Source organism: Hyalangium ruber (assembly GCF_034259325.1).
Taxonomy (GTDB): Bacteria; Myxococcota; Myxococcia; order Myxococcales; family Myxococcaceae; genus Hyalangium_A; species Hyalangium_A rubrum.
Genome location: NZ_JAXIVS010000006.1, coordinates 39,970 through 56,090, shown reverse-complemented (window position 1 = coordinate 56,090; position 16,121 = coordinate 39,970). Strand labels below are relative to the sequence as shown.

At 68.3% G+C, this 16,121-nt stretch carries 15 protein-coding genes; 8 read left to right on the top strand and 7 right to left on the bottom strand.

The window, feature by feature from the left end; all coding sequences use genetic code 11:
• Window positions 1-7 precede the first annotated feature (7 nt).
• Window positions 8-982, bottom strand: coding sequence for an NAD-dependent epimerase/dehydratase family protein (locus tag SYV04_RS18295; protein ID WP_321547106.1), 975 nt, complete (start codon window positions 980-982; stop codon window positions 8-10).
• A gap of 78 nt (window positions 983-1,060) precedes the next feature.
• Window positions 1,061-2,239: a GNAT family N-acetyltransferase gene (locus SYV04_RS18290; protein ID WP_321547105.1), complete on the bottom strand. Its 1,179-nt coding sequence runs from the start codon at window positions 2,237-2,239 to the stop codon at window positions 1,061-1,063.
• Window positions 2,240-2,337: 98 nt separating this feature from the next.
• Here SYV04_RS18290 and SYV04_RS18285 point away from each other — a divergent pair, with 98 nt between their 5' ends.
• From SYV04_RS18285 to SYV04_RS18265, 5 genes are all read left to right on the top strand, one after another.
• Entirely contained in the window at window positions 2,338-2,814 is a 477-nt protein-coding gene (locus SYV04_RS18285; protein WP_321547104.1) for a GNAT family N-acetyltransferase, read from the top strand.
• Window positions 2,815-2,822: 8 nt separating this feature from the next.
• Window positions 2,823-3,320 (top strand): endonuclease V, encoded by a 498-nt coding sequence (locus SYV04_RS18280; protein ID WP_321547103.1) that lies wholly within the window; start codon window positions 2,823-2,825, stop codon window positions 3,318-3,320.
• A gap of 155 nt (window positions 3,321-3,475) precedes the next feature.
• Entirely contained in the window at window positions 3,476-3,598 is a 123-nt protein-coding gene (locus tag SYV04_RS18275; RefSeq protein WP_321547102.1) for a hypothetical protein, read from the top strand.
• Entirely contained in the window at window positions 3,595-4,494 is a 900-nt protein-coding gene (locus tag SYV04_RS18270) for a TFIIB-type zinc ribbon-containing protein (protein WP_321547101.1), read from the top strand. Before SYV04_RS18275 ends, SYV04_RS18270 begins: the two co-directional genes overlap by 4 nt.
• Before the next feature lie 10 nt (window positions 4,495-4,504).
• Window positions 4,505-5,467, top strand: a complete 963-nt coding sequence (locus SYV04_RS18265; protein ID WP_321547100.1) for a zinc ribbon domain-containing protein — start codon at window positions 4,505-4,507, stop codon at window positions 5,465-5,467.
• 9 nt (window positions 5,468-5,476) lie between these two features.
• Here the strand turns inward: SYV04_RS18265 and SYV04_RS18260 are convergent, their stop codons facing one another.
• The 3 genes from SYV04_RS18260 to SYV04_RS18250 all read right to left on the bottom strand — a co-directional run bounded on the left by SYV04_RS18260 (window position 5,477) and on the right by SYV04_RS18250 (window position 9,981).
• Window positions 5,477-7,015, bottom strand: coding sequence for a GspE/PulE family protein (locus tag SYV04_RS18260; RefSeq protein ID WP_321547099.1), 1,539 nt, complete (start codon window positions 7,013-7,015; stop codon window positions 5,477-5,479).
• 108 nt (window positions 7,016-7,123) lie between these two features.
• Complete coding sequence (locus tag SYV04_RS18255) at window positions 7,124-7,852, bottom strand: DUF4476 domain-containing protein (protein WP_321547098.1); 729 nt, start codon at window positions 7,850-7,852, stop codon at window positions 7,124-7,126.
• 62 nt (window positions 7,853-7,914) lie between these two features.
• Window positions 7,915-9,981: a neutral/alkaline ceramidase gene (locus SYV04_RS18250; RefSeq protein WP_321547097.1), complete on the bottom strand. Its 2,067-nt coding sequence runs from the start codon at window positions 9,979-9,981 to the stop codon at window positions 7,915-7,917.
• 185 nt (window positions 9,982-10,166) lie between these two features.
• Between SYV04_RS18250 and SYV04_RS18245 the strand changes: the two genes are divergently transcribed.
• The 3 genes from SYV04_RS18245 to SYV04_RS18235 all read left to right on the top strand — a co-directional run bounded on the left by SYV04_RS18245 (window position 10,167) and on the right by SYV04_RS18235 (window position 13,856).
• A complete protein-coding gene (locus SYV04_RS18245) occupies window positions 10,167-11,735 on the top strand; it encodes an N-6 DNA methylase (protein WP_321547096.1) in 1,569 nt (522 codons plus the stop codon).
• Window positions 11,736-11,855: 120 nt separating this feature from the next.
• Window positions 11,856-12,398: a superoxide dismutase family protein gene (locus SYV04_RS18240; protein ID WP_321547095.1), complete on the top strand. Its 543-nt coding sequence runs from the start codon at window positions 11,856-11,858 to the stop codon at window positions 12,396-12,398.
• Between the two features lie 105 nt (window positions 12,399-12,503).
• A complete protein-coding gene (locus SYV04_RS18235; protein WP_321547094.1) occupies window positions 12,504-13,856 on the top strand; it encodes a hypothetical protein in 1,353 nt (450 codons plus the stop codon).
• Between the two features lie 2 nt (window positions 13,857-13,858).
• Here SYV04_RS18235 and SYV04_RS18230 read toward each other — a convergent pair whose 3' ends face one another.
• Window positions 13,859-14,218 (bottom strand): type II toxin-antitoxin system PemK/MazF family toxin, encoded by a 360-nt coding sequence (locus SYV04_RS18230; RefSeq protein ID WP_321547093.1) that lies wholly within the window; start codon window positions 14,216-14,218, stop codon window positions 13,859-13,861.
• Between the two features lie 116 nt (window positions 14,219-14,334).
• A complete protein-coding gene (locus SYV04_RS18225) occupies window positions 14,335-15,849 on the bottom strand; it encodes a carboxylesterase/lipase family protein (RefSeq protein ID WP_321547092.1) in 1,515 nt (504 codons plus the stop codon).
• Window positions 15,850-16,121 lie beyond the last annotated feature (272 nt).

The window sequence follows — 16,121 nt, the reverse complement described above, 5'->3', positions numbered from 1 at the left end:
CTTCTGCTCAGGCCTTCGCCTGCTCCAGCTCGCGCAGCCCCTCCTGCCGGGTGACCCGCTCCTTGTAGCCCAGCTCCCGCCGCGCCTTCTCGTCGTTCACGGTCACTTCCCAGCCCACCAGCAGCAGCTCCGAGCGGGTGAGAGGCGGAGGACTCGACAGCGACAGGAAGCTCCAGAGGGCCTCGGACACCGTGGCCACCCCCATGGCGAGCCCTCGGGGAATCGTCTTGCGGCCCGGGTCCACCCCCTGCGTCTTCAGCAGCGCGGTGATGAACTCGCGGAAGTCGACCGGCTCGCCGTCGGTGAGGAAATACGCCTGTCCTCCCTGGCCCTTCTCCGCCGCGAGCAGCATCCCCTCCACGCAGTTGACCACGTGGCAGGTAGACGTCTTGTAGTGACCGCCGTCCACCCAGCGGAACCTGCCGGACTTCACCGCCTCGATGATCGCGGGCAGGACGGCATTGTCCCCCTTGCCCCAGATGAAGCGAGGGCGCACGACGACCGTGGTCAGCTCGGGCGAGTTGACCGAGAGCACCAGCCGCTCCGCCGCGTTCTTGGTGGACGAGTAATGGCCAATGGGTTTGCTCGGCAGGGGCCGCGTCTCATCCATGTTGGCCGTCGGCGTACCGTCCACGAGCACGGCCTCGGTGCTGACATGGACCAGCCGCTTGACGCCCGCCGCCCGCGCCGCCTCCAGCACGTTCTCCGTGCCGCGCACGTTGGCCTCGAAGAACTCGGCCCGCGCGCCCCAGGGCTTCACCAACGCCGCGGAGTGGAAGACGAGCTCGCAGCCGTCCATGCCTTGCTTGAGCGCCTCCACGTTCGAGAGGTCTCCCTCCCAGGGCTCGGCCCCGAGCTGGCCCACCTCGCCGCGGGCCGCCACGGAGCGCCCCAGGGCGCGCACCGCGTGCCCCTTCTCCCGAAGCGCCGCGATGAGCCGCTTGCCCACGAATCCGGAACCACCGGTGACGAACGCCCGCATGACCTTGCTCCTCGTCGAAGGCTCCACGCCTACCAGCGTTCGCGCGCCACCGCCACCACCCGGCGCGTGTGGGCACCGTCAGAACATGTCCGCCATGGACGGCGGAGCCCCGGAGAACATCGCCGCGGCCACGGGCATGGAGGCGTCATCCGTCATCAGCGCCCCCGCCAACCGGAGCGCCTCCGGGGACAGGAAGCCCGTGTAGAGCGGCGCGAGCGTGCGGATGTCCAGCTTCACCCGCCCTTCCCCGCCCCGCCGGACTCGGCCCTGGCCTCCCTCCACCTCGAGGAGGAAGCGCCCACGGTTCTCGGGGAACAGCTCGTCCTCCACCTCCAGGTGGAGCGCGCCGGAGAGCCCCGCCGGGTAGCCCCGAGCCTCGAGGGCAGCGGGGACGTCCAGCACGCGCAGCATCCAGTGGAACAGCAGCTTGGCCTGGTAGCGCTGCTCCCGGAGGAGGAAGAGCAGCGGGTCAGCCGAACTGCCCGTCCACGCCACCTCGGTGGCCAGCGAGCGGTGGTCTCCCAAGAAGCTCAACAGCCGCCGGGCCGCGGCAGGGGTGAGCGCGACGAAGTCCGTAAGGAAGAGCTCCTGCATGAAGCCCTGTTGGCGGCGACGCACGACGTAGACGTAGCCCTCCACGCCGCTAGCCCCTTCGACGAGGAACCCGTGCGCTGTCTCGCCTCGGGGGTTGCTCATGCGCTCCCAACTGTAGGGGCCCCGATCGAGGTAGCCCGGCCGCGACGAGGCATGGCGGCGGTAGACCTCTTGGAGGGCCGCCTGATCGGAGGCCTTCACCGGCCGCAGCGAGAGGGTCCGCTCCGTGAAATCCAGCCCCTGGACCTGCACGCGGAGCTCGAACCGGCTCCCGGCCTGCTCGTAGCCCACGCGCCGGTAGAGCGCCTGGGTGGACGGATAGAGCACGGAGAGGGGAAAGCCCTTGCCTCGCAACTCCTGCAGCACCTGCTGCATGAGCCGGGTGGCCGTGCCCCGCCCGCGAGCACTCGGAGCCACCCCGACTCCGCCAACGCCCGCCATGGCGACCCGACGCCCGCCGTACCACTGGCCCATGGGGATGGGGAACGCCGTGCCCACCACCTCGCCCGCCTCGCGCAACACTCGAAGGTTCGCCGGTCCCGACTTCTCCAGCGCCGCGGCGCTCTCCTGGGCCGACGTGGCGAACGACTGGGAGAGGATGTCCGCCACCACCGACATCTCCTCCGCCGCCGGGGGACCGAACTCCGACTTGCCCGTCTCCATGCCCATATCCTCCTTCGCATCTCGCGAGGGCATGCACGATACGCGGCGGACACATCCAGGGCACGCGCTTCCGGCGGCCAGGCGCTAGCATCGCGCGCATGATCCGCCTCGCCACCGCTCACGACGTCCCCGCCATCCTCCAGCTCATCCGCGCCCTGGCCGACTACGAGAAGCTCTCGCACCAGGTCGTCGTCACCGAGACACAACTGCGCGAGCACCTCTTCGGCCCCCGCCCCTACGCGGAGGTGCTGCTGGCCGAGGACGCGGGCCAGGTGGTGGGCTACGCGCTCTTCTTCCACAGCTACTCGACCTTCCTGGGCCGGCCGAGCCTGTACCTGGAGGACCTCTTCGTCCTGCCCGAGCAGCGCGGAAAGGGACACGGCAAGGCGCTGCTGGCGCGGCTGGCACGGCTCGCCGTCGATCGGGGCTGCGGGCGCTTCGAGTGGATGGTGCTCGACTGGAACACGCCAGCCATCCAGTTCTACGAGTCCCTGGGCGCGGCGCTTTCACCCGAGTGGAAGCTGTGCCGCATGACGGGTGAGGCGCTCGAGCGCTTCGCCGCGACCGCCGCCTGAGCTCCGCCATGCTCGCCAGTGTCGACGTGGACTACCGCCCCGACGCCACGGTGGCCGCGTGTGTCCTCTTCCAGGACTGGGGTGACGCGGCCGAGGCGGCGCACTTCATCGACCGGGGGCCTCCAGCGGAGGCCTATGTCCCCGGCGAGTTCTACCGCCGGGAGCTGCCCGCGCTGCTGCGGGTGCTGGCCCTCGCGCCCGCGCCGCTGGTGACCGTGGTCATCGACGGCTACGTGTGGCTCGGAGGCGAGGAAAGGCCCGGGCTGGGCGCCCACCTGTACGAGGCGCTCGGGCAGAGCGTGCCTGTCATCGGCGTGGCGAAGACGACGTTCCAATCCAGCCGCGTCTCCTTGCCCGTGCTGCGCGGCGCCAGCCAGCGGGCCCTGCTCGTCACCGCCGTGGGCATGGACGTGCAGGCAGCCGCCGCGTGCATCCAACGCATGCATGGCCCTTCCCGCCTGCCCACCCTGCTCAAGCGCGCGGACCGGCTCTGCCGGGAGGCGTGAGCCCTCGCGCCCAAGAGAATGGAGCGTAACGCGGGGACGCACTGCGCGTCTGGCCGGCAACGCTTCCCCACGAGGTACCCTCGCCCCCACGCCTTCGAGTTCCCTAAGATGCGGCCCTCCGGTGCTCCCTACCGCCGCGGAGGTACCTCACGGCCATGCCCCTCAATGAGTTCTTCGACGCCTCGCACCCGTGGGCGGACCAGAACGGGCAGCGCATCCTGCTGTCTGGTTCATGTCGAAGCTCGACGGGTGGATCGGGCGAGGAGGTCTCGGAGTGAACCTCTCCTGCCAGTCCTGTGGCGCGCAGCTCGTGGTGGCGGAGACGCTGCGCACCACGACGTGCCCCTATTGCGCCGCGCCCTCGGTGGTGGAGCGACCTCCGAGCCGGGACCGACCTCCGCCCACGTTCGCGCTGGGCTTCGTGCAGACCCCGGCGAAGGCGAAGGAGCTGGCGCGGCAGAACCTGCTGCGGCGCAGCTTCTGGGCTCCCTCCAGCGTGCGCAACGCCTCGGTCGAGGAGCTGCGCGGCATCTACGTGCCTGCGTGGCTCTACAGCGCGCTGGCTGAGTCCGACTTCAGCGCCTCCATCGGCGAGAACTACACGGAGACGGAGACGTACACGACCACCGAGAACGGCCGGACCGTCACCAAGACGCGACAGGTCACCAAGACCGAGTGGCGCCCACTGCGGGGCCGTCACACGGAGTACGTGCCGGATGTCATCGTCACCGCCTCCTCGGGCCTGCCCAACGACGAGCTGGAGCACATCGAGCCGTTCGATCTCCGCGGGCTGCGGCGCTACCACGATGCGCTCGTGGCCGGATGGATCACCGAGGAGCCCTCGCTCGCACAGGAGCAGTGCATGGAGCAGGCGCGCGACGAGGTGACGGCCTACGTGAAGAAGCGGCTGGCCGCCTTCATGCCGGGAGACTCGCACCGCGAGCTCTCGTTCTCGACGCGATTCCACAACGAAGCCCTGGTGGTGTGCCTGCTTCCGGTGTGGGTGATGGCCCTGCGGCACGATCTCCAGAAGCCGCCACTGCGCTTCCTGGTCAACGGGCAGACCGGGAAGGTGTATGGCCGGGTGCCCGTGTCCTGGGTGAAGGTGGCCCTGGCGGTGCTGCTGGCCCTGCTGGTGGCGGGCGGGCTGTACCTGCTGTTCTCGTCGAAGTGAGGGGACCGCGATGCTGGCCGTCGAATCCCAGTGCGAGCGGTGCCACAGCGCCTTGGAGGCCGAGGACCTCCGCTGCCCCGTCTGCGCGCTCCCCACGCCCCGCGATTCCCGAGCGCTGGCGGAGCGAGAGCGCGCCCGACTCATCCGCTGTAACACCTGCGGGGCGGCCATCGCGTACTCGGTGGAGGCCCAGGCGCCGCGGTGCGCCTACTGCGCCTCGGAGATGCACCTCGAGACGCAGGAGGACCCGATCGATCAAGCGGAGCACTTCGTCCCCTTCGCGGTGAACCCGGAGCAAGCGCGGCAGGCGCTATCGGCCTTCCTGGGCAACAGCGGCTTCTTCCGGCCCTCGGACCTGGCCAGCCGCGCCGCGCTGGACTCGCTCAAGCCGCTGTGGTGGCCGGGCTGGGAGTTCAGCGCGCGGGTCGAGGTGAGCTGGACGGCGGACACCGACGCGGGCGCCCACCGCAGTGCCTGGGCCCCCCACGCGGGAATGGCCCAACTCGTGCTGCACCACATCCTGGTCTCCGCCTCCCGAGGGCTGACGGAGAAGGAGACGGACCGACTCGCGCCGTCCTATGACATCGCCCAGGCCACCTCCGCGCCTCAGGGGCCCGAGGGCGCGCAGGTGGAGCTCTTCGACCTGACGCGCTCGGGCGCCCGGAAGCAGATCCTGGCCGCCGTGGAGAAGACGGCCCGAGAGCGCATCTCCCAGACGGAGCTGCCGGGCCGCCGCCACCGCAACCTGCACGTGTCGCCAGTGTTGTCGGGCCTGAACACGACGAACTACGCGCTGCCCGCCTACGTGCTCGCCTACCGCTACGGCTCGAAGCTGTACCGCGTCGTGGTCCACGGACAGGACGCAAGCTGCGTCCTCGGAGAGAAGCCCGTCTCCTGGACGAAGGTCATCCTCACCAGCCTCGCCGTCCTGGCGGTCATCCTGGTGGTGGCGATGCTGTTCCTGCGCTCGTGAGCTCCCTGCTCACTTTCCCTGTCGCTCGTCGCGGGTGGCGATGATGTGCCGGTAGGGCACCACGCGCACGAGCTCGTCCAGCGAGGTCTGGCCGGAGGCGATCTTCTCCAGCGCGTCATCGACCATGGTCTTGAAGCCCTTCTCGCGGGCGTACTTGCGCAGCTGTGCGTTGTGGGCGCCGGCGACGATGAGATCCTGCATCCCCGGATCCACCACGAGCATCTCGAAGATGCCGACGCGCTTGCGGTATCCCGTGTGGTGGCAGTGGTCGCAGCCGCGACCCGCCCGGAGCTGAATGCCGTCCAGGAGTCGGCCGAACAGCGCCCGCTGCTCCTCGGTGGGCTCTCTCGGCTCCGAGCACTTCTCGCAGACGCGGCGCGCGAGCCGCTGGGCCAGGACAGCCAGCAGCGCGTCCGCGATGTCCGTGTCATCCAGCTCCAGGCCCCGCAGGCGGCCGATGGTGCCCACGGCGTCCGCGGTGTGGAGCGTGCCCAGCACGATGTGGCCGGTGCGAGCGGCGTTGATGGCGGTGCTGCCCGTCTCCAGGTCGCGGACCTCGCCCATCAGCAGCACGTTCGGGTCCTGGCGCATCAGCGCCCGCAGCAGCACGGGGTACGGCATGTGCTCGCTGACCTGCTTCTGGTTGATCTTGGGGACGAAGTACTCGATGGGGTCCTCGGCGGTGATGATCTTCTTGCGCCCATCGGTGAGCTGGGCCAGTGCCGAGTAGAGCGTGGTGGTCTTCCCGCTCCCGGTGGGCCCCGTGACGAGCACCAGTCCCTCGGGGTTGGCGAGCAACTGCAGGAAGGTGCGATGCATGTCCTGGCTCATCCCGAGCTGGGTCACCGGGACGAGGCCAGCGTTCGCGTCGAGGATGCGGATGACGACGTCCTCACCCGCCGGGCTGGGCACCACGCTCACGCGGTAGTCGATGACCTTGCGCTGGCTCTCGCCGAGCTCGATGACCGCCCGGATGCGCCCATCGTGGGGCTTGCGGCGCTCGGTGATGTCCATCTGGGCGAGCACCTTGATGCGGTTGACGACCTCGTGGACCGTCTCCGGGCTCATGTCCGTATAGAGCTGGTGGAGGATGCCGTCGATGCGCAGGCGCAGGTCCACGTCCGCGGGGTAGCTCTCGATGTGGATGTCCGAGGCCTTCTTCTCCACGGCGATGGAGAGGATGTAGTCGAGCATCTCGACCGCCGTGGGCTTGGTACGCGAGGGCGGGCGGGGCCGGATGACGAGATCCGCCGTGACGCGCGGCCCGACGCCGAAGCCCGTCTCCAGGGCGGACTCGATCTCATAGCGGTTGAGCCGCACCGCGTGGAGGGGTCGCTCCAGCAAGTCGCTGATCTGCGTCAGGACATGGGGCACATCCGGGTTGAGCATGCCCACCGTCACGGGTGCATGGCGCGCCGCCGGGTCGACCTTGCCCAGCACCACCACGAAGTGGCGACGGCAGAAGGGCTCGGGCAGCAGCCGCATCGAACCGCGGTCGAGCTGGTACTGCGAGAGTTCTGAGAAGCCTTCTTCGGAGCCTTGCGACATGGCCTCAAGGCTACACCGAGGGTCCCCCCTGTTCCTCTGAGCCGCCGTAAAAAGAACGCCCCCTCCCGCGCTTGCTTGCACGGGAAGGGGCGAGACTGCCTGGGTTCATCAGTTACCGATGATCTTCCGCAGCTCTTCCTTCTCGCTGGGGAAGCTGAAGGCCCCGTAGAGCTGGTAGGCGTTCTCGCGGTCCAGCACGCGCGGCCAGAGCACCCGCATCGCCTGCATCCGGTCTCCCGAGAAGGTGAAGCGCTGGAGCAGCTTCAGCACCTGGGGCACCAGGAAGTACTGCTGGCTCGCCGCCGACTCGAGCACCCGCAGCTTCCCGTCCCCGAAGGACTCGCGGTTGATGGACTTCGTGAGCTTCTGGAGCTGGTCCTCCGTGATGGGCTGCACCATCGGCGTCGGCGCAGGCGGGGGCGGGGGCGGCTGGGGACGCGGCTGGTAGCGACGCACATCCGGCGCGTTGTTCAGCGCATCCCGCATCGCGTCCAGCTCGTCTCCCAGCTTCAACAGGTTGGTTCGCCCCTGGCCGCGTTCGGCGCGTTCCAGCGCCCTCTCCAGCAGCCGCTCCATCTGGGCCAGGCGCTCCGCCATCCGCTCGCGCTCGACCACCACCAGCGTGCCCTCATGCCGGAATGAGTCCGAGGGGCCGTTGTAGCCAGGGCCGTAGTTGGGAGTGCTGGAGGGCGGGGCGACGGGACCCGTGGGCTGCCCCGGGGGGGGAGCGCGCTTGAGATCCTGGGACTGCGCCTGGGCCGCCTGGGCCTGGGACGGGGACTGCGCGGAAGCGGCGGCCGACATCAGCACTGCAACAGCGACGACGAGAGCCCTCATGGGGGGGGTTTCCTTGTTGGGGTATACGCTCTTAGTGACGCATGAGGGCTCCCGGCATTCAACTAGTTGACGGTGAACTCGCGTGAATAGCCCGTATACGAGCGGATGAGCCCGTCCCAGCCGGACTTCCAGTCACCGTCGTGCCGGATGCGATACGTACCCGGCGTCGCATTGGAGGGGATCTTCCACTCGATCGTCACGTGCGAGCACGCCATGGTCGGCACGCAGTTGTTGCGCTCCCAGCGGTACTTCGTCTCCCAGTCCCAGTCCTGCGCCACCGTCACCCACGAGGTGCCCGACTTGCGCTGCACCTGCAGGAACGAGCCCTGCCGCCGCAGGTTGTTCTTCGGGTGGCCTCCCCAGAACTTCACCGTCACCGCCTGCCCCCGCGTGTAGCTGGCGTTCGCGTTCGTCACCACGCTGCCGAAGTCCACCCACAGCAGCTTGTCGTCGAACACCACGCCCGTCTGCAGCGTCGTCTGCTCGTTGCGAAGGTCCCGGGGCGTGGGGCCCGGCGCCACCGTCGTGCCCGCGCGCAGCGCCGCCGCCAGCTTCTCCGTCTCCTGCTGCACCGCCGCCAGCGTCCACGGCCCGAAGTGCGTGGAGGCCCCCTCGTAGTCCTGCTTCGCGTACTCCTCGCGCGTCACCAGATAGCCGGCATACGCGTTGGACAGGCCGGCGATCACCACCTGGTTCACGCCGATGGGAGCCAGCTGCGTGAGCACCGTCTGCCGCAGCCGCCGGCCCGACATCGTCGTCATCTCGAAGGGCACCGCCACCACCGCCAGGTTGCCCAACGTCACCACCTGCAGCGGCAGCACCTCGGGCGTCCACGGATAGGGCGACATCGTGCCCATCTCCAGCACGACGGGCTTCTCCGCCTGACAGGACGTGGTCGTCACCGCGCAGGTGAAGGCGCCCCACATGTCCTTGATCTCCTCGCAGCTGGCCCCCTCGCTGCCGAAGCCCGGCCCGTCCTCGGCGCCCGCCAACATGGAGATGCCGATGGCCGCCTCGCACGTGGTGCGGGCCGTGCCGTCCGTGTACTGCGGTGCCACCTGCACCTCGTCCATCTTCACGTACGTGTGCCGGGCATCCACCGCGCCAGTCACCAGCTGCGTCGCGCCGTCATAGAGGACCTTCGCCAGGTCGTACTGCTTGCGCCCGGAGAGCTCCGTGCTCTCGAAGTCATTGGCGCCGCCCCCGTCGGTGCCGCCGTGGATGTTGGGCGTCACGTCTCCCTCGTTGCTCTGGGCGAAGGCGGCCACGAACGTCTTCGCCGCCGTGTAGTTCGTGCCCTTGGCCTTCTCGAAGAGGTACGAGGCATAGCCCTTGTTGTCGCCGCTGATGAGCAGGTTGTCGTTGCCCATGGACGTGGCATGCACGGCGAACCAGTTGATGAGGCCCACCTCCGCCCCATCCGAGCCCTGCAGCCGCAGCAGCGTCATCTTCTTGTCCGTGTCGTAGGCGTGCTGCCCACGCTCCGGTGAGGGGTTGCGCAGGTACGCCTCCGGCGAGCGGTTGATGCTCGCGTTCAGCAGGTCCCCCGACTGGATGCGGATGGAGCCCGGCGCCAGGTTGGTGTGCGCCCGGTCGATGGACTGGACGATGCCATCCACGATGGCCTCGAAGTTCTGCTTGTCGTAGCCAAGGATGGTCAGGTTGTAGAGCGCGTAGTGCGAGAAGCCGCCCGGCCCGCTGTGCGTGTGCGTGGCGCTCAGCAGCACGTTCTCATCCGAGTAGAGCGTGCCGTACTTCGCCTTCAGCCGCTCCACCACCTGCTGCTTGACGCCCTGGAAGATCTGCCCCGCATCCGCGCTCACGAACGCCACGCGCTTGCCGTTGCAGGGCGAGGCGACCACGAATGCGCGCGCCCGCAGCCGCTGGTGGATGCCCGCCGTCTTCTGGTCGAGCATCGCATAGCCCATCATCCCCAGCTCCGCGGCCGGGCCCGTGATGTCGTAGATGCCCGAGCCCACCTGGAAGGACGTGTTGCCCGCGCAGGGGCCCGTCAGCGCCGCCTCCTGCGTCGTGACAGCCGCCTCTTCATCGAACGGAACGTTCGGGCCGCACGCGCCCAATGTCAGCGCCAGCGCCCAAGGGAGCAAGGAACGGGACAGTCTCAGCATCTTTCCACCCCCGCCGCGGAGCCGCGGCAGTCGAACTGCGTTTCCAACCTGCCCTTGATGGAGGAGCAGACCGGGGATTGTCGAGGAGAGATCCCCAGTAGTTTCGCTATACCGTTCTGTCTCCAAAATCGCGCAACGCGTCAAATACCGCGCCACCCCTCTTCGGAGGAGTAGGATGGGCGCGGATGTCGCGCGTCTACCCCGCGCCGCCCGTGCTCGACGAGGAGGCGCTCGTCCACCAATTCCCTGGGCTCGACCGGCGCGCGCTGGGCGCCTTCTACACGCCCGCGCCGCTGGTGGAGCGCACGCTGCGGCTCGCGCTCTCGCACTTGCCCGAGGGGCCCCTTGCCGTGGTGGACCCTGCCTGCGGAGCGGGCGCCTTTCTTGCCGCCGCGGCGCGGATGCGACCGGGAGCCCACCTCTGTGGCCTGGAGTTGCTGCCCGAAGTGGCCCGAATGTGTCAGGAGCGCGTGCCGAGCGCACAGGTGGCGGTGGGGGACGCGCTACGGGGAGGCCTGGCCCCTCTGCTCTCTCGTATCCCCGAGAATCACCTCGAGCTGTGGGTGGGCAACCCGCCGTACAACGGCACCTCCGCCCTGTTGAAGGACCGCTCCGCCTATGAACGCCTGCGCGCGCTCATCCCCCTGGCCCTGCCGCCTGGGACGAGCCTGCGCGATGACTTCGCGTTCTTCCTGCTCGTCGCGGCGCACCGACTCTCGCAGCGTCCCGGCGCGCTGGCCTTCATCACCCCCTCCAGCCTGCTCGATGCCTTCCTCTACGCTCCGCTGCGGCAGGCCCTGTTGCGCACGTTGAGGCTTCGCGAGGTCGTGGACCTTGGCTCCGGCGCCTTCGCGAACACCAAGGTGCGCACCTGCATCACCGTGTGGACCTCCCTGCCTGGCCGAAGGACCCGCGTGGCCTTCGAGCGGGAGGGACAGCGCGCCACCTTCACTCCCGAGCCGCCCGAGTGGCGGCTCTCCCCGACTCCCACCGAGGCCTCCGCCCTGGACGCGCGCTGGCGAGCCGAGGGCGAGCCGCTCACCACGCTCGTCCCCGTGAGCCTGCCTGGGATGAAGACGCGCTTCGACGAGCTGCTCGTGGATGACGACCCTCAGCGCCTCCTCGAACGCCTGCGCCACTTCGTCCGGACGCCTGTATCGGGACTGCGGGCCTTCGCCCGAGCCCATGACATCCCCGAGGCACACCTTCCCAAGCTGCACGCGCTGAAGCAGGGGCCGGAGCTGAGCGTCAGTGCCTCCGGCGTGCGCCCCTTCTTCCGCTACGCCGGCGCTCGCCACCGAGGCGCTCTCCCGCCCGAGGCCCGCGCCTTCTGTTACCTGGACCGGCGCCTCATCCCCCGCGGAGACCACCGGCTGCGTGGGCCGTATGATCCGCACCTGGGCGCGGTGAAGCTCCTCTTCAACGTGCGCGAGCTCCCGCTCTCCGCCGCGCTGCTGGAAGAGGAGGGCTGCGTTCACGCTCACCGCCACTCCCGCTTCGCGCCCCTGCTCGTTCCGCTCCGGGTCCGTGAAGAGGGCCTCGACATCACCCGCGCCGTCACCTCCTCGGAGGCGTTGGGCCCGCTGGTGCCCAACCTCTCGCCGCGAGGGCGGGCCTGGGCCCAGCGGCTCGGCGGCCCGCTCGCCGCGTTCCGCGAGCTGGTGCGCTTCCTCAACGGCCCGGAGCTTCAACAGGTGTGGGCGCCCGTCTACGGCGCTTCGCGGGTCGTCGCGGTGCCACTCGACGGCGCGTGAGGGCACGGAGCGCTGCCGTTGCCCGCTCCACAGAAGCACCTACTTTCTCCTGTGAGCACGCTTCGAGGTGATTAGTGTGCCCGCGCTTCGTGTCACCCGACTTCCCGGAGGAATGAACGTATGAAGCCGTACGCAGCGCTGACCGCCGCCGCCCTTGCCTTCTCCCTGCCCGCGCTCGCCCAGGAGCCCCAGGCCGCGCCACCGGCCACGGAGGCGAAGAAGGGTGAGACCGCCCGCGCCACCCTCAAGGATCCCAACGGGCAGACCCTGGGCGAGGTGACGCTCCAGCAGACGCCCGGCGGACTCCTGGTCCGGGGCACCCTGAACGGCGTCCCCGCGGGCGAGCACGCCATCCACATCCACGAGACGGGCAAGTGCGAGGGCCCCGAGTTCAAGACCGCGGGCGGCCACTTCAACCCGGGCAAGAAGCAGCACGGCATCATGTCCGCCAAGGGCAAGCACGCGGGCGACCTGCCCAACCTCTACGTGGGCCAGGAGGGAAAGCTCCAGTTCGAGCACTTCGCCAACAACGGCCTCAAGCTCAAGAGCCTCATGGACAAGGATGGCTCGGCCATCGTCGTCCACGCCAAGGCCGATGACCACAAGACCGACCCGGCCGGTGACGCCGGTGGCCGCATCGCCTGCGGCGTCGTGGAGCTGTAGTAGCTCCAGCCCCGACGAGGGCGCACGAGTCCTTGTTCGGAGCCTATGGTACAAGGCCCGCCCGCCGGGCCTCAGCTGGGGCCCGGCGCTGCGAGGATCCCGCCGATGAAGTCGCCGAAAGGACGCGCCTGGGGCTGTGTGGCCGTCTTCGTTGCCGTCACCATCGTGTACGAGTGCTGCCCCATCAAGGGGGCCGGCGACCTGTTCTGGAGCCTACCCACCGTCTTCAGCATCATTCGCGAGGGCAACACCGACCTCAACGAGTACCAGGCGGGCTTCCACCACTACGCCGGTGCCGTGGAGAAGATCGACGGGAACTACCGGAACTTCTTCCCCATGGGCTCGGCGCTCGTGGCCCTGGGCCCCATCTGGGCCTTCAACAAGGCGGTCAACCTCGTCGCCCCCGTCGCCCGCCACATCCCCAAGGTCGGCAAGGGCGTCGCCAACTGGCAGAAGAACTTCGAGCGCGTCGGCGACATCGACGCGTCGTTCTTCTTCACCACGGAGATGGTGCTCGCCTCCATGCTCATGGGGCTCGCCGCCGTGTTCATCCAGCTCATGGCCTCCGAGCTGCTCCCCTGGCGCTGGGCCCTGGTGGTGACGGGGGCGTTCGCCTTCTGCAGCTCCGTCTGGTCCACCGCCACCCGGGACATGGGGCAGCACGGGCCCTCCGTGCTGATGCTCTCCATTGCCCTGTGGCTCCTGGTACGGGGCCGGCGCGTGCCTGGCAGCGTGCCCTGGGCCGGTCTCTTCATCGGCCTGTCCTATGTGATGCGCCCCACCAACAGCATCTCGGTGATGCTCCTGAGCCTGCTGGTGCTGATCCGCTACCGGCGCTACTTCCTGGCCTATTGCGCCATGGGCCTGCTCGTGGCGGCTTCGTTCTTCCTCTACAACTGGTCGGTGTACGCCGCGATCCTCCCGCCGTACTACCGGCCGGAGCGGATCCTGCCCCAGAGCGCCAGCCTGCTGTTGGAGGCGCTCGCGGGCAACCTCGTCAGCCCTGGGCGCGGGCTGTTCATCTACTCGCCCATCTTCCTGCTCTCGTTCTATGGGCTGTACCTGTCGCTGCGCTCGACTCTCTTCCGTGTGGAGGCCGCGGTGCTGGGCGGCATCCTGCTGCTGCACTGGCTGATCGTCTCCAGCTTCCCGCACTGGTGGGCGGGCTACTCGTACGGCCCTCGGTACATGACCGACATGACGCCGTACCTGTGCTTCCTACTGATTCCGGTCGTCGAGAAGCTGAGCGCGCCGAGCACGGAGCCGGTGTGGAAGCGGGGATGGGTGGTGGCGTTCGTGCTGCTCTCGGGCTGGAGCTTCTTCACCCATCTGCGTGGGTCCACCAGCAAGGAGGTCGTTGACTGGAATGGCGCCCCGCTGGACGTGGACCGGCACCCCGAGCGACTGTGGGACTTCCGGGACCCTGCCTTCCTGCGTACGAAGAACTGGAGGGGCTGAGGCTACCTCTCGAAGAAGGACACTTGCTGGAATCGCAGGCCGGCCAGGATCTGCTCCACCCGTGCGTCTGACAGAGACCCGATCCGTTCGCCCAAGCGGTCCTTGTCGACGGAAGAGATCTGCGACACGACCACGACGCTCTGCTTGGGCAGATTCCCCTCGTCCTCCTCGAGCAGGACATTCCCCGGCTCGTTCGCCCGGTGGAGGTTCGACGTCAATGCGCACACGACCACGGTCGTAATCCGCGAGTGGTTGAAGACGTCGTCCTGAACCACCACGTGGGGATGGGAGTAGCTCGGGACAGGCCCTCGCGAGTCATCGGGCCCGATCCAGAACACGTCACCGCGGTTGATGCGCTTCATGTGCGCTTGTGCCATGGGCCCGAAGGATGCGGAGAGGCGTACTGCCGCGCCTCCCCGCAACCTTACCCCATCAACGCGAGCTCTCCACCGAGGGCCCCGTCATGGGAAGCGGGGAGCTACGAGATGATGTTGCCGAGGTTGCCAAGCGCCGCGAAGATGTCCAGGCGCCCCTTCATGAAGTCCGCCTTGGCTTCGGTGGTCGGCGCCAGGAGCATCGTCGAGTCCTGGTCCTTCGTATGCGCGGGCCACTCGGTGCTCGTCTGGGCCGTGGGCTGACCGGAGCGCGCGAACTCGAACCAGTACCCGACGACCTTCTCCTGGAACGCCCGATCCTCCTGGTTGAAGTGACCCGCGTTGGGAGGGCACATCTCGCACGTCCCAAACATGTAGGGGATATCGGAGCCGTGGTCGACCCCAGTGGGTTTCTCCGGGCGCCGCTCGACCGCAGTGTAGTCGAAGTAGTACCGCCAGCTCGGCGCCCGCTGGCTGTGCTGCTGCGCGATCAGTCGAGGCACCACGGTGAAGAGCAGATCCCGGCACACCTGACGGCCCAGCTCCGCGTCGTCGTTCTTGATGTCCGGGTAGAGCGGCCCCACGAAGATGAGGTTCTTGCGCAGGTTCTCGATCACCTTGACCGGTTCCACGCCGAAGGCGAGCACTACGCTCGAGTCATTGCTGGTGCTGCCCAGGATGAGGGGCAACGGTGCCTCCGTCCCCTTCCGGAAGGTGTCGGCGAGGCTCTCGGAGAGGACCTGGTCGCCGTAGATGGCCACCGGTGCGTTGGAGACGGGCGTCTCCTTGGCATCCTCCGGCGTCAGGGACCAGAGGCTGTCCGCCTCCAGATCTCGCAGTTCCTGGGCCGTCGCGTTCTCACCCTTCAGGCCCGCGAGCGTCGCGAGGTTGACGCCCCGCTTGCGCGCATTCGCCTGGGACATCTCCGAGAGCCCATACACGCTCTGCGCCACGCCCTTGTGGAAGAGGCCCCGCGCCATCGGCGTGCAGAACAGCGCCAGGACGCTCTTGCCGCCCGCGGACTGGCCGAAGATCGTCACATTGTTGGGATCGCCGCCGAAGCGGGAGATGTTGCGCTGAACCCACTGCAGCGCGGCGATCTGATCGAGCAACCCGAAGTTGTTGATGGGCTTGCCCGCGTTCTCCGCATCCAGCGCCGGATGGGAGAAGAAGCCGAGCGCCCCCAGGCGGTAGTTGAGGGTGACCACAATCGCGCCCTTCTTCACCAGGGGCGAGCCCACGTAGGGCGGGAGTCCACCCGCGCCAAGGACATAGGCACCTCCGTGGATCCACACCATGACCGGCAGGCCCGACGGCGGGGCACCCGCCGCGAACTTGGGCGTCCAGACATTCAGGTAGAGGCAATCCTCACTCAACGTTCCGGGATCGCCACCGCCCGCATTCTTGCACTCCTCCGCGTTCTGGTAGGAGGACGGGCCGTACTTGTCCGCCGCGTGGACCTGGGTCCAGGGCGTCACGGGCGCCGGGGGACGCCACCGCAGGTCATCTACGGGGGGCTTGGCGTAGGGAATCCCCTTGAAGACAAACACATCGTTCTCGACGATTCCTTGAACCGGACCTTCTTGAGTCTGAACCTCGGGAGTCTTCTCGTTCGCCATCTGTTTGCACCTTTCGCCAGAGTGGAAGCTGCGGCCTCACCAAAGGGCGGCGAGGAATAAGTCACTCGCCTGGGCATGGCCCATTTAGATCTTGGTTGAATTGACAAATGAACAGGACTGTGCGGGCCCCCCCAGGCCACGAACAGGCGCCTCGGCTGGGCAGAAGCGCTTTTCGCTTTCACGCCCTACCCGCTTTTGCTACGGGGCTCGCCGACACTGGTGGTGTGTTCAGATTTTACCACTAGATAAGAAACCCTCTCAATACTCTGTAG

Coding starts and splice junctions, on each gene's coding strand:
- SYV04_RS18295 (WP_321547106.1), bottom strand. CDS start 982: ATGCGGGCGTTCGTCACCGGTGGTTCCGGATTCGTGGGCAAGCGGCTC.
- SYV04_RS18290 (WP_321547105.1), bottom strand. CDS start 2,239: ATGGAGACGGGCAAGTCGGAGTTCGGTCCCCCGGCGGCGGAGGAGATG.
- SYV04_RS18285 (WP_321547104.1), top strand. CDS start 2,338: ATGATCCGCCTCGCCACCGCTCACGACGTCCCCGCCATCCTCCAGCTC.
- SYV04_RS18280 (WP_321547103.1), top strand. CDS start 2,823: ATGCTCGCCAGTGTCGACGTGGACTACCGCCCCGACGCCACGGTGGCC.
- SYV04_RS18275 (WP_321547102.1), top strand. CDS start 3,476: ATGCCCCTCAATGAGTTCTTCGACGCCTCGCACCCGTGGGCGGACCAG.
- SYV04_RS18265 (WP_321547100.1), top strand. CDS start 4,505: ATGCTGGCCGTCGAATCCCAGTGCGAGCGGTGCCACAGCGCCTTGGAG.
- SYV04_RS18260 (WP_321547099.1), bottom strand. CDS start 7,015: ATGTCGCAAGGCTCCGAAGAAGGCTTCTCAGAACTCTCGCAGTACCAG.
- SYV04_RS18255 (WP_321547098.1), bottom strand. CDS start 7,852: ATGAGGGCTCTCGTCGTCGCTGTTGCAGTGCTGATGTCGGCCGCCGCT.
- SYV04_RS18250 (WP_321547097.1), bottom strand. CDS start 9,981: ATGCTGAGACTGTCCCGTTCCTTGCTCCCTTGGGCGCTGGCGCTGACA.
- SYV04_RS18245 (WP_321547096.1), top strand. CDS start 10,167: ATGTCGCGCGTCTACCCCGCGCCGCCCGTGCTCGACGAGGAGGCGCTC.
- SYV04_RS18240 (WP_321547095.1), top strand. CDS start 11,856: ATGAAGCCGTACGCAGCGCTGACCGCCGCCGCCCTTGCCTTCTCCCTG.
- SYV04_RS18235 (WP_321547094.1), top strand. CDS start 12,504: ATGAAGTCGCCGAAAGGACGCGCCTGGGGCTGTGTGGCCGTCTTCGTT.
- SYV04_RS18230 (WP_321547093.1), bottom strand. CDS start 14,218: ATGAAGCGCATCAACCGCGGTGACGTGTTCTGGATCGGGCCCGATGAC.
- SYV04_RS18225 (WP_321547092.1), bottom strand. CDS start 15,849: ATGGCGAACGAGAAGACTCCCGAGGTTCAGACTCAAGAAGGTCCGGTT.